Raw genomic sequence first — 12,243 nt, forward strand, 5'->3', positions numbered from 1 at the left:
CCAGCGGTAGCCCCGCCATCCACTCGGTGCCCTACTCGCCTGCAAAGACGGAGACGGCCTGCTCTGCATGGTTCTCCCAGGTTCGGCGCGCGCGGAATCCAGCATCGCTCGCGCATTTGCAATGCACGACGAGGAGACGGCTGTCACCACGCCGTACCGGCGTGAGCGACCGGGTCACACGGCTGACGCTGATCCACGAGGCCCGGTCACTCTCCCTGAGCCCTTACGGACGAACACGGATGATCGTCTTCCCCTTGTGCCGCTCAGTCGGGTTGAAGGCGGCGACGGCATCGTCGAGGGCAGCCACGTTGCCGATGTTTGTCCGCAGCCGACCATCCCGGAGCCGCTGGGCGACCTGAGCCAGTTGGGCGCGATCGGACACGACAACGAAGTCGACCGCCAGGCCGTCGGCGGGTCGCGCCTCGGGCGGCCCGGCGATGGTCACCAGTGTCCCTCCGGCGCGAATCAGACCTGCGGACCGCTTCCCGATGTCTCCGCCGAGGACGTCGAACACCACATCGACTCCGCCGACGTCTTCCAGGGCGTCGTTATCGAGGTCGACGAACTCCTTCGCACCGAAGTCGAGCGCCGTCTGACGGCCGGCAGCGCGCCCGGTGCCGATGACGTAGGCGCCGGCCTCTCGTGCCAGCTGGGTTGCCATCGATCCGACTACGCCGGCCGCACCGTGCACGAGGACGCTCTGCCCCGCTTGCAGGCGACCGTGCTCGAACAGTCCCTGCCACGCGGTCAGGCCCGGCATCACGAGGCCGGCGCCCGCCGTAAAGTCAACGTCGCCCGGCAGCGGCGCGAGGTTGCGTGCCTCGACGACTACGTACTCCGCCAGCGTGCCGTCGCGAGTCCAGTCTGTGAGGCCGAACACCCGCTGTCCCACCGACAGCCCCGTCGTTCCATAGCTGAGGGCGGTGACCACTCCGGCCAGCTCGTGTCCGGGAATCGAAGGCGTCCGGTCACGGCCGAGGCGATCGATCCAGGTCGAGGGCCACGACAGCTCATCCCAGGTGAATCCCGACGCATGAACCTGAACGACGACATCGCCGTAGTTCGCGCCCGCGAGGCTGGCGAGCCTCGATGCTTGTGGCTCGGGCCGCTCCACCAGCTTCATCCCGGCCGTTCCCGCGGCCTGGTCCGTCACCACGATCGCCTTCATCGTCCGCCTCCCTGTGCCAGTCTTCGCCTCCACGGCACGCCGAGCCGCAAACTATTAGCGCCGCATGGGCTCGGCGTCTTACAACGGCAGATGAGCCGGCATGGAGGCGCGGCTACGATCCCTCATTCTGTACACCGCTGAAGGTGCAATCGACGCATGCGGGAGTCCCCGTAACGAAGGGTCCTGACCGTTCCTCCCCATCCCCCGACAGATGCCGCCCTGCACACTACAGGCCCCCGTCAGGCGTACGGCGTAGCCACATCACGCAGTGACGCGAGAGGAGACCCCGCTAGGACGACATAGCGGGGGACTCTGCTGTCTCCGAGTCCTTAGGGACGAACGCGGATGATCGTCTTTCCCTTGATCCGCTCGGTCGGGTTGAAGGCAGCGACGGCATCGTCGAGGGCAGCCACGTTGGCGATGTTTGTCCGCAGCCGACCATCCCGGACCCGCTGGACGACCTCACCCAGTTGGGCGCGATCGGACTCGACGACGAAGTCGATTGCCAGGCCGTCGGCGGGGCGCGCCTCCGGCGGGCCGGCGATGGTCACCAGAGTTCCTCCGGCGCGAATCAGACCTGCGGACCGCTTCCCGATGTCTCCGCCGATGACGTCGAACACCACATCGACCCCGTCGACATCTTCCAGGGCGTCGTTATCGAGGTCGACGAACTCCTTCGCACCGAAGTCGAGGGCCGTCTGGCGGTCAGCAGCGCGCCCAGTGCCGATGACGTACGCACCCGCCTCTCGTGCCAGCTGAGTCACCATCGATCCGACTCCGCCGGCCGCACCGTGCACGAGGACGCTCTGCCCCGCTCGTAGGCGGCCGTGCTCGAACAACCCTTGCCACGCGGTCAGGCCGGAGATCGGTAGGGACGCGCCCACCGTGAAGTCGACATCGCCCGGCAGCGGTGCGAGGTTGCGTGCCTCGACGGCTACGTACTCCGCGAGGGTGCCGTCGCGAGTCCAGTCTGTGAGGCCGAACACCCGCTGTCCCACCGACAGCCCCGTCGTGCCGTAGCCGAGGGCGGTGACCACTCCGGCCAGCTCGTGTCCGGGAATCGAAGGCGTCCGGTCACGGCCGAGGCGATCGGTCCAGTTCGAGGGCCACGACAGCTCGCCTGGAGTGAATCCCGATGCATGAACCTGAACGAGGACATCGTTCCCCGCCGCCTCGGGATCGGGCCGCTCCACCAGCGTCATCCCGGCCGTTCCCGCGGCCTGATCCGTCACCACAATCGCCTTCATCCGGCACCTCCCTATATCCAGTCCATGCCTGCACGGCATTCTCGGTTCACCAGTGATAGCGGCGCCGGACCTCGGCGTCTTACCACGCTGATGAATAAGGGGTGGGGCGCGAGGGCGTCGAGGAACAAGCGCAATAGCGAAGTTGTCGGTAAGACGGCGGAGGATCGGCGCCTATGAGATAGATACAGGCGCAATCCGGTCGGCCTTCTCGCTCACCGGAGTTGCGTGGTGCGTCACGTGACGCATTAGTCGTGGGTGTGGAGGGGTTTGCCGGCCAGGGCCAGGTGGGCCTCGCCGAGCGCCTCGTTCTGCGTGGGGTCGGCGTGGATGAGCTGGGCCACCTCGGCCGGTAGCGCCTTCCAGTTGTAGATCAGCTGGGCCTCGCCGACCTGCTCGCTCATGCGGTCGCCGACCATGTGGACGCCGACCACGGCACCGTCCTTGACCTGGACGAGCTTGATCTCGCCCGAGGTGTTCAGGATCTTGCTCTTGCCGTTGGCCTCCAGGTTGTACTTGAGAGCGACGACCTTGTCCGCGCCGTAGATCTCCTTGGCCTTGGCCTCGGTGATGCCGACGGAGGCGACCTCGGGGTGGCAGTAGGTCACCCGCGGGACACCGTCGTAGTCGATCGGGACGACCTTCAGGCCGGCCAGACGCTCCGCCACCAGGATGCCCTCGGCGAAGCCGACGTGAGCGAGCTGGAGGGTCGGGACCAGGTCGCCGATAGCGGAGATGGTCGGGACGTTCGTCCGCATGTACTCGTCGACCAGGACGTAGCCCCGGTCCATGGCGACACCCTGCTCCTCGTAGCCGAGACCCTGGGAGACCGGTCCGCGGCCGACGGCGACGAGGAGGACCTCCGCCTCGAACTCCTTGCCGTCGGCGAGGGTGACCTTGACGCCGTCCTGGGTGTACTCGGCCTTCTGGAAGAAGGTGCCGAGGTTGAACTTGATGCCGCGCTTGCGGAACGCGCGCTCGAGAAGCTTGGAGGAGTGCTCGTCCTCGACCGGGACGAGGTGCTTGAGGCCCTCGACGACCGTGACATCCGTGCCGAAGGACTTCCACGCGGAGGCGAACTCGACGCCGATGACACCGCCGCCCAGGATGATCGCGGACTTCGGCACGCGGTCCAGGACGAGGGCGTGGTCGGAGGAGATGATGCGGTTGCCGTCGATCTCCAGGCCGGGCAGCGACTTCGGCACGGAGCCGGTCGCCAGGAGAACGTGACGGCCCTGGATCCGCTGACCGTTGACGTCGACGGAGGTCGGGGAGGACAGTCGGCCCTCGCCCTCGATGTAGGTGATGTCCCGTGCCTTGACCAGGCCCGTCAGCCCCTTGCACAGGCTGTCGACCGTCTCGTCCTTGTAGCGCTGCACCGCGGGCATGTCGATGCTCTCAAACGTGGCCATCACGCCGAAGAGCTGTGCGTCGCGGGTCTGGTCGGCGATCTCGGCAGCATGCAGCAGGGCCTTGGCAGGGATGCATCCGTTGTGCAGACAGGTCCCGCCCAGCTTGTGTCTCTCGATCATCGCGGTGCGCAGGCCCAACTGCGCCCCACGCAGAGCGGCAGCGTAACCACCGCTGCCGCCCCCCAGGACAACGAGGTCGAAGTCTTCGGCAACGTCGGTCATGCTGTTCCTCCCGGTCGTCGTGTTGGTTGTTGGGCAGCGGGTCACAGCCGTCGGTCGCAGGCCGCCTGGGCGAAGCGGACGAGCCGCTGCCGCATATCCGGGTACGGCGTCACCGCTGGCGGGTTAGGCCGTCGCGGATGCCGGCGGCGGCCCGGACACCGGCACCGTAGGGCAGAGAGCCCGTGCTCACCCGCCGGACTCCGAGCTCGCCGAGTTCGCCGATTTCCCGTGCCGCCGGGGATGAACCCGCACGAGCCCGCCTCCGTCCTGTCCGTCCTGTGGGCAGTGGGGGCGCAGTCGCACCCGCGGTTCCAAGTAGGACCTACTGGCATCGACTCGGCGTCTACTCCCCGTCGTGGTCCCTGAGATGCTCGTGCACCCGGGAGGGGCGGGATGCGGCAGCGGGCGACGGACCCGGCGGGGCGCCCTGCCAGGGACGGGTACGCCGCGTAGATGCCGAGGACGCACCCGCCGCGCGCCCTTCAGGTAGTCAGGAGTGCCGGAAGCCGCGCGCGGGAAGGCCTGGGCCGGCGACCGGGCGTGAGGGGAGGTTCGCGGGCGAGCCGATCGCGGGGGACCGCCGCTGCCCGGCCCTGAGAGCGCGGCCGTGCGTGCCGCAGGGACCACGCACCAGGCGAGGCCGACCGCCTCGCCCCACCACGACATGCATGGAGCAGCTATGCCTCTCCGCGATGGAGCGGCCTACAGCCATCTGGCCGCCGCAGACCCCCCGTCCTCGCGCAGCTGATCGAGCGGGTCGGCCGGCCCAATCCGTTCACCTGGGCCGGGCGCGAGTACCCGTCGTCGACGAACTTCGAGGTCATGGCCCTGCACATCGCGGGCCAGCAGATCTCCACCGCGGCGGTCATAAGCATCTACCGCCGGGTGTCGGACGCCGCGGGCGGCGCCGTCAGCCCCGATGGGCTCCTCGCCCTGCCCTGGGCCACGGCGGGATACGTGCACGAACTCGCCGGCGCCAGGTGGAGGGGGTTATCGACCTGGAGGGCATGGTAGGGCGTCGACGACGTCGCGGCGCTCGCGGCCCTTTCCGCGGTGCGCGGCGTCGGCCTGTGATCTGCTCAGATGTTCCTCGGCCACCAGCTCAAGCGCGCCGGCGTCCTGCCCGCGGGCGACATCGGTGGCCGTCAGGCCGTGCAGCGCGCCTGGCAGCTCGACGCGGTACAGGGCGTCGAGGAACCCCGGCGCCGTGCGCTGCCCTGGTCGCCGTACCGCACCTACGTCGCGGCCCTGCTGTGGGCCTCGCTCGCCATGCCCCCGCCGCCTGCGCAAGGGACCGCCGGCGCAGTGGGGCCCGGGGTACGGGAGGAGGCACGATGAGGCGGCAGTCGGACGCCGCTGCGAGAGGCGCCTGGGCGGAGCATCCGCCGACAAGGGGCAGCCGGAGGGCGCGGCCCGGGGACGTGCGCCCGCACGGGCGCAGGGCGGCCCGCGCCCGACCGACTGCCGCCAGTCCCTGCCCCATCCGACGGCGGGCCGGTCCGATGAGCCTGCCCTCCAGCCCCGTCGAGCTCTCCGGCCGGACGGAACGCGGACAGAGCGCCCGCTCGCCGCTGTGTGCCGTCCTCCACACCGAGACGGGCAGCGCCGTCGTCCTCCTGGCGGCCACTCTCACCGCACTGATATGGGCGAACACGGCGCCGCCTGGGTCGCCCTGGCACAGTCGGGGTGGACCCGGTCATCATCGGACTCGCCATAGGGCTGCTGACCTACGCCGCCCCAGCCTTGCGGAGCAACCTCCAGTGTGCGAGCGGGCTCTTCCGCGAGCAGCCGGCCCCTGAGTTGGCACGCTCCGCGCGCGAGGGCCTGGCCTCCGCCGTCTCCCCCAACGAGCGCATGCAGCGGCTGTTCCACCCGTGGACCAGTTACGCGATCGTGCCGCTCTTCGCCCTGGCCAACGCCGGGATCCCGGTCGACGCCGACCTCCTTCGCCGAGCGGCCACCTCCCCCGGTCACGTTGGGCATCTTCTTCGGATACGTGCTCGGCAAGCCTCTTGGCATCCTGGGCCACTCTGCGGCGGCGACCTTCCTGAGCCAGGGCCGTGGCCGCAGGAGGGGCACTCTCGGGGGCCGGATTCACCGTCTCGCTGCTCATCGCGGCGCGCGCCTTCCATGGCGCACAGCTCGACTTGGCGAAGGCAGGCGTGCTGGGCGTCGTCATCGCCTCGTTCACACTCGCCTGGGCGGTCAACGGGGCCATCGGGCTCCTCCCGCAGACGGCACGGCTCAGGGCCCGAATCGGGACGGCGGAGCGCATCGTCAACCTGGCAGTGGACGTCGAACCCTGCCGCGACCACCCTGCCCGGCGACGGTGACGGTGCTCGAGTACGGTGACTACGAATGCAGGTACTGCGGCCAGGCCGAGCCCGTCATCCGCGAGCTGCTGGGAGGACTCGACAACGTGCGCTACGTCTGGCGCCACCTCCCCGTCGCGGATGTCCGCGTGCACGCCCAGATCGCTGCCGAAGCGGCAGAAGCAGCCGGTGCGCAGGGTCGCCACTGGCAGATGAACGATCTGCTCCTTGCTCACCAGGGTTCCCTGCAGCCGGACGACCTGAGCCGCTACGCGGCGGAGATCGGACTGGACGCCGAGCGCTTCGAGCACAACCTGCGCGGCCGGGCGGGCGCAGCGCGCGTGGCCGAGGATGTGGAGTCGGCGGACCTCCGCGGCGTGGCAGGGACGCCCACGTTCTTCGTCAACGGGCTCCGGCACCACGGCGCCGATGACATCGCCAGCCTGTCCGCCGCCGTGCGCGACGCCCGTGAGCGGGCCCGGGCAGGCGGCCGCCGTGCAGGCGTCGACACGAGGTAGACAGCCCGTCCACACGATGGTGGTTGGCCGTACGCGCGGCTGCGACGAGCGTCGCCGCCTCGCTGTGCCATGGCCGGCCTCCCCGGCACAGTGAGGCGTAAGAACCACCGCCGACCGGCGAGAGGCTTCTTCGGCGACTCGCCCGAGGGCATCGCCGCCATCGCGCCGGCCCGCTCCCCCGCCCCTGGGGAGCGGGCCGAACCCGACCCCAGATTGGGTTTGACATCCCAGAGAACAACGCCGGCGCGGGCGTCTTCGGCCCGATCGAAGGTTACGACGAGGACGTGTTCGACTCGCTGATAGGCGTCAACATGAAGGCCCCCTTCTACCTCGTTGGTGAGCTCGCTCCGCATTGGTAGTCGTTGGTCGCTCTGGGCCGCCCTTCGACGGCCCAGAGACGGCCCCGCTCATACACACGGCAGATTTACAGCGGGCTCCCGTTCACCCTCTGCGGCCTGCGCCTTCTCCGAAACCTGCAGCTGTCGGAAGACACATGGGGAAATCGTGTCTGACCCCAGGCAACTCACCAGAGCGAGTCGGAGGCAGCAGTGGAGCCGGACAGCTCGCCCGGCGTAACGGAGCCCGGCCGGGTGCCTGATCGGGTAACGCGAAGCCCCAGGGAGTCGAAGTACGATAAATAGGAATATAACGTCGCTCGCTGATCGTCAGGGAGCGGTAGATGGACGCCTCGGACGAGCTCCTTCGAAGCGCCGGCCCGTCGGCTCTTCTGACCCTGGACGGTGCCATCCGCAGCCTCAATGCTGCGATGGCCAGCAACCTGGGCAGGCCGGCGAACCAGTGCGTGGGTCGTGACATCGGTGATCTGTTGCCCGCAAGTCAGCGGATGTCAGCCAGGAGTCTCGTCGCCCACGCCGCCACCACGGGAACGGTCGCCATGCGAGTGCTGGAGTTCCCCGGGCCAGGCGATGCACCCGTTGTCTGCTTGATAGAGGCGCGGGCAGTGAAGGATCCCGCGGGTGGCGAGCAGCTCGTGTGGGTGCATTCGTTGCACGCCGGGAACGACCTGAGCAGTCTGCTGATTCCGTTCCGATTGGCAGCCAACGCCGCCGATCTCGGTCTGTGCATGTGCTCCCCTGATGACCGCCAGGTGGAGTGGATGGGCGGCGCACCCGCCCTGGCGATGCTGTTTCCGGAGGCCTCCGTGTCCATGTCCGACGTGCTGCGGCGAGCCCACCCTGATGACCGGCAGGCGCTGCGCCGGCTCATGCGTACGACCGCCCCCCAGTCACCCTGGATCAGGTTGCGGTACCTCGCTGAGCACGATGACTGGCGCCATCTGGCCTGCCAGACCCGTCGGATCCAACTGGGGTTCGGCGGCCCTGTGCGGACTTTCGCAGTGGTCCGGGACGACACCCAGCAGGGAGCGCGCCGACGGAGAGCGTTGGTCGCGCTGACTGCTGAGCGGCAGCGCGCCGACGAGGTCGCCGAATTCTCCTCCGCCCTGATCACTGCAGCCACGGAGCAGGAACTGCAGCAGGTCATCCTGACACGGCTCGCCGCGACTTTCGGTGGTACCGGCGCGATGCTGGCGTTCGTCGACGACGGCCGGCTACGCGTTCTCTCCGATGCCGGGTACCCGCTGCCGCTGGCCAAGGCCCTGCAAGATCTGTCGCTGGATGCCCCGAGCCCACTGTCCCATGCGATCCGAACCGGCAAACCGCAGTTCATTCCCAACCAGAGGCAATACATCCGCCACTGGCCACAAGGAGTCCTATTGCCGTGGATCGACCAGCTCGGGGCCGACTTCGCTGCCGTGGTCAGTCCCCTCGGCCCGCTGGGCGAACAACTGGTCGGAGCCTGGTCGGTCACCTACGACAGTGAGCACCACTGGTCCCCGCACGAGCGTGCCCTCATCAGTACTCTGACCGACCTGGCAGGCCAGGCACTGAAGCGCATCAGGTTGCAAAAGGCACGAATCGAGCTGGCCACGGCGCTCCAGCAGACCATGCTCCCCACGCTGCCTGAGCACCTCCCGGGCCTGGAGGTCGCCGCCCGCTACCGACCTAGCCAGGACGGGCTCGACATCGGCGGCGACTGGTACGACGCCTTCGTCATGCCCGACGGCGCGATCGCCCTGGAGATCGGCGACGCTCAAGGGCACGACGTGGACGCCGCCGCCTTCATGGGACAAGTGAGCTCGTCCATGCGTGCGATCGCCGCCCAAGAACCAGATCCCGGAACCGTGCTGACACGCACCAACGACTTGCTCATCACGATGGGCACCGCACGATTCGCCAGCTGCACCATGCTGCACATCGATCCACACGACGGCCAGGTCACCGGTACCAGCGCCGGCCACGTGCCGTTGCTGTACGCGCACCAAGACGGCAGCCACAACGTCTGTGAGCTGCCGGGCGGCCCGGTCCTGGGAGTCGTGCCCGACACCGACTACCACGAGGTGACCTTCACCCTGGACAGGGACAACGCGCTGGTCATGGTCACCGACGGCGTGTTGGAAGGGCCAAGTTTGACGTTGGATGCCGGACTGGAGCTGATCGGAACACTGGCCGGGGAAGCCCTCCACGACGGACTGGACGCCGAGGCGACCGCCGACCGAATCCTCGACGCAGCCGTCGCGGTGGGCCATATCGACGATGCGGCCGTACTGGTCATCCGACGTGCAGGATGACATCCGCCGCCACCCTGTGCACGATCACGGACGCCAGTCAAGCGGCAAGTGCAGGTGATCCCCATACCGCGCTGCCATATGCGGCCGCTCCCTGTCCCGGCGAGCACCGTGACCCAGCATCAAGATCGGGCGGTGCCTGGTTGAATCATGCGCAGATGAGCACGATCTTCTTACCGCCGGCCTGTCCGGTAACCACCCGGGCGAACGCAGCAGGTCCCTCGCTCAGCGGCAGGGGCTCCGGCGCGAGTTTCAAGGCTCCCGCGGCCACCTGCTCCGCCAGCTGGGCAAGCTGCGCGGCGTTGGGCTCGACGTAGAGATTCCAACTCGTGATACCTCGTTCTTCAGGAGGCGCATCCGAGGTCACGGAGCACAGGCGGCCGCCGTCACGCAGCAGAGGCAGGGCGGCGTCCGCAGTGCCGGTGGCGATGATGAGGGCGGCATCGAACCCGCCGCGCACCTTGGCCGACCAGTTCGGGTCGTGGTAGTCGACGACCTCAGTCGCTCCCAGACCGCGCAGACGCTCGGCGGCGCCAGCGGAAGCGGTCGCGGTCACCTCGATGCCCTTGGCCGCGGCGAGCTGGATGGCCAGGGCTCCGGTGGCCCCGCTCCCGTTGGTGATACCGACCTCCATCGGCCTTGCCCCCCGGGGGATCGTTTGTGGTTAGCGGCGCGTTGCTCCCTAGCCTTACCAGCAGGCCTGCGAGGGCCGCTGCACCGGCGGGACCCGGGGTGGGCAGTGCGCCCGATCGAATGGCATCGTGCCCGCGAGGCGTCCGCGCGTCGTGCTTCGAGCCTGTCCGGGCACGGTGGACCGGGCTCGGTCCGGTTTTGGGCCGCCCTTCAGGGCCCGGACGTGAGAGCCGTCGATCACCGCCCTCGACCGGTCCAGCATGCCGGCGGCACGCAACTCGGCCAGCAGCAAATCATGCGGACGCAGCCAGCTACGGCGAGAGGGCGAGGAGGCACGGGCGAGATCGCGACGTTGTTGGTAAGACGGCGCCGCGGATCGACGCTCATGAGACGGACCATGACGCCATCTGTTGTGCCTTCGTGCTCACCGGTGTCGCGTGGTGCGCCAGTTGGCCCGGCTGCACCGGCCTGGCTCTGTCCGGCGTCGGTCCCTTGGGCAGAGACACAGCCCGGAGCCTCCAGAAACTCCGGCGTGGTTCAGAACAATAGAAAGGCACGGCTCGATGCAAGACGTGGCACCAGTGATCAACCGGCCTCGCCGGGGCAGAACGCTCCGGCTGGCATTCTCATCTGCGGTGGTCTCCCTGGTGGCCTCGTTTGCCGCGTTGGTCGCGCCGATCCCCCTGTTCAACACCTATCGGGCTGAGGATGGGTTCACCAACGCCGATATCGCGCTGGCCGTCGTCGCCAACTCCGTCGGCACCATCGCCGCGCTGTTGGTGCTGGGACGACTGTCCAATCATCTGGGCCGACGGCTCACCGCGATCGCCAGCCTCGGTCTGCTTCTGCTGGGTTGTCTGCTGCTGCTGAACGTGCACGACATCGGCATTCTGCTGGCCGGCCGGCTCCTGATGGGCGTCGGTACGGGGTTGGCCGGCAGCAGCCTCACCTCCTACATCGTCGACGCCGCGCCTAGCAGGCCGGCCTGGTTGGCCTCTGTCGCGTCCAGCCAAGGACCCATGCTCGGCCTGTCCCTCGGCGCGATCGCCTCCGGCGCCCTGGTCCAGTTCGGCCCTTGGCCGCGCCACCTCATCTACCTGGTTTCCGCCGGTCTCCTCGTACTGTCTGCCGCACTCATCGTCATCAGCCCGGAGACCGCGAAGCCGACGCCTGGCGCTTGGCGATCACTGGTACCCCGGATCGGCGTACCGGCCCGGGTCAGGCATCTGCTTCCTGTCGCGGCCGCGGTGTTCGTGGCCACCTGGACGACCGGGGCTTTCTACCAGGCCTTCATGCCTGCGCTCGTCGAAGATCAACTCCACACCCACAGCTCACTCGTCCTCGGACTGGTGTTCGCCGCCTATATGGCCCCCAGCGTTCTCGGCGCTCCCCTCGGCGGCCGGTTCACATCCGCGGCGGCCCAACGCATCGGCATGGCCATCTTCCTGGCCGGATGGATCGGCATCATCACAGCGATCGACGCAGGCACACTGGCGTTGTTCATCGCCGCAACGATCGTCGCCGGCGCCGGTCAAGGCATCGCCATCAGTGCCGCCACCCGCGGCCTGCTGTACGGCAGCACCCTGGCCGACCGGGCACCGATCTTCAGTGCGATCTACCTCCTCTGCTACGTCGGCGCCGCCCTCCTCAGCTTCATCTCCGGGCAACTCTCGAACACCTTCTCGCTACCGCAGATCGCCCTCGGGTACGGCGGACTTGCCATCGTCGCCACCCTGTTCGCTGTCCTCCTTGCACGCAACCCGCATACCGACACGACCGCGGGAACAGCCAGCATGGTGAGTAATCATGACGAACCTCACCGTCATCCAGACCCCACCCGACCCTGAGCAGGTCGCCGCCCGCGCTCGTCGACGCACGTCGATCGGCGCGCGCGGATCGGCGCAATGAGCTAAGAGTCATCACGTAATGTCGTGATGTTCGTCCGGTGTGTATGGGGAGCTGGCGTGCCTGGGTGGCGTGTTGTCCGTACAACCGGCTGTTCCGACGTGGGCCTTGTGCCGCTCGTTCGCGGGTCGGGTCTCATTCGGGGTTTGTCCGGTACCGGTCGGTGTGTTTTGTCGAGCAGA

General features: G+C 68.4%; 10 protein-coding genes and 2 pseudogenes. 7 read left to right on the forward strand and 5 right to left on the reverse strand.

Annotation, left to right across the window (positions count from 1 at the left end; all coding sequences use genetic code 11):
• Positions 1 to 223: 223 nt before the first annotated feature.
• The 3 genes from ABZ904_RS48485 to lpdA form a co-directional block, all read right to left on the reverse strand.
• A complete protein-coding gene (locus ABZ904_RS48485) occupies positions 224 to 1,168 on the reverse strand; it encodes an NADP-dependent oxidoreductase (RefSeq protein WP_361006321.1) in 945 nt (314 codons plus the stop codon).
• Positions 1,169 to 1,497: 329 nt separating this feature from the next.
• Complete coding sequence (locus ABZ904_RS48490; RefSeq protein ID WP_359410569.1) at positions 1,498 to 2,415, reverse strand: NADP-dependent oxidoreductase; 918 nt, start codon at positions 2,413 to 2,415, stop codon at positions 1,498 to 1,500.
• A 245-nt stretch (positions 2,416 to 2,660) separates the two neighbouring features.
• Positions 2,661 to 4,046 carry a dihydrolipoyl dehydrogenase gene (gene lpdA, locus ABZ904_RS48495; protein ID WP_361830564.1) on the reverse strand — a complete coding sequence of 462 codons (1,386 nt, stop codon included), beginning with the start codon at positions 4,044 to 4,046 and terminating at the stop codon, positions 2,661 to 2,663.
• A gap of 822 nt (positions 4,047 to 4,868) precedes the next feature.
• Here lpdA and ABZ904_RS48500 point away from each other — a divergent pair.
• From ABZ904_RS48500 to ABZ904_RS48525, 6 genes and pseudogenes are all read left to right on the forward strand, one after another.
• Positions 4,869 to 5,060, forward strand: coding sequence for a hypothetical protein (locus ABZ904_RS48500; protein ID WP_359410567.1), 192 nt, complete (start codon positions 4,869 to 4,871; stop codon positions 5,058 to 5,060).
• Between the two features lie 69 nt (positions 5,061 to 5,129).
• On the forward strand, positions 5,130 to 5,384 hold the full coding sequence (locus tag ABZ904_RS48505; RefSeq protein ID WP_361005727.1) for a hypothetical protein: 255 nt from the start codon (positions 5,130 to 5,132) through the stop codon (positions 5,382 to 5,384).
• Positions 5,385 to 5,732: 348 nt separating this feature from the next.
• Positions 5,733 to 5,966: pseudogene (locus tag ABZ904_RS48510) on the forward strand (Na+/H+ antiporter NhaA); the annotation flags it as partial.
• Positions 5,967 to 6,106: 140 nt separating this feature from the next.
• Positions 6,107 to 6,379 (forward strand): Na+/H+ antiporter NhaA, encoded by a 273-nt coding sequence (locus ABZ904_RS48515; RefSeq protein WP_361005724.1) that lies wholly within the window; start codon positions 6,107 to 6,109, stop codon positions 6,377 to 6,379.
• Positions 6,376 to 6,876 carry a DsbA family protein gene (locus tag ABZ904_RS48520; RefSeq protein WP_361830567.1) on the forward strand — a complete coding sequence of 167 codons (501 nt, stop codon included), beginning with the start codon at positions 6,376 to 6,378 and terminating at the stop codon, positions 6,874 to 6,876. The genes ABZ904_RS48515 and ABZ904_RS48520 overlap by 4 nt, the downstream gene beginning before the upstream one ends.
• A gap of 679 nt (positions 6,877 to 7,555) precedes the next feature.
• Positions 7,556 to 9,526, forward strand: coding sequence for a SpoIIE family protein phosphatase (locus tag ABZ904_RS48525; RefSeq protein WP_361005719.1), 1,971 nt, complete (start codon positions 7,556 to 7,558; stop codon positions 9,524 to 9,526).
• Between the two features lie 145 nt (positions 9,527 to 9,671).
• On the opposite strand, the gene ABZ904_RS48530 is transcribed toward ABZ904_RS48525, so the two are convergent.
• Both ABZ904_RS48530 and ABZ904_RS48535 read right to left on the reverse strand, forming a co-directional pair.
• Positions 9,672 to 10,157, reverse strand: coding sequence for a zinc-binding dehydrogenase (locus ABZ904_RS48530; RefSeq protein WP_359410562.1), 486 nt, complete (start codon positions 10,155 to 10,157; stop codon positions 9,672 to 9,674).
• Between the two features lie 151 nt (positions 10,158 to 10,308).
• A pseudogene (locus tag ABZ904_RS48535) lies at positions 10,309 to 10,466 on the reverse strand (IS5/IS1182 family transposase); the annotation flags it as partial.
• Positions 10,467 to 10,593: 127 nt separating this feature from the next.
• Between ABZ904_RS48535 and ABZ904_RS48540 the strand changes: the two are divergent.
• Complete coding sequence (locus ABZ904_RS48540) at positions 10,594 to 12,003, forward strand: MFS transporter (RefSeq protein WP_361830569.1); 1,410 nt, start codon at positions 10,594 to 10,596, stop codon at positions 12,001 to 12,003.
• Positions 12,004 to 12,243 lie beyond the last annotated feature (240 nt).

This window comes from Streptomyces sp. NPDC046900, assembly GCF_040644975.1.
Taxonomy (GTDB): domain Bacteria; phylum Actinomycetota; class Actinomycetes; order Streptomycetales; family Streptomycetaceae; genus Streptomyces.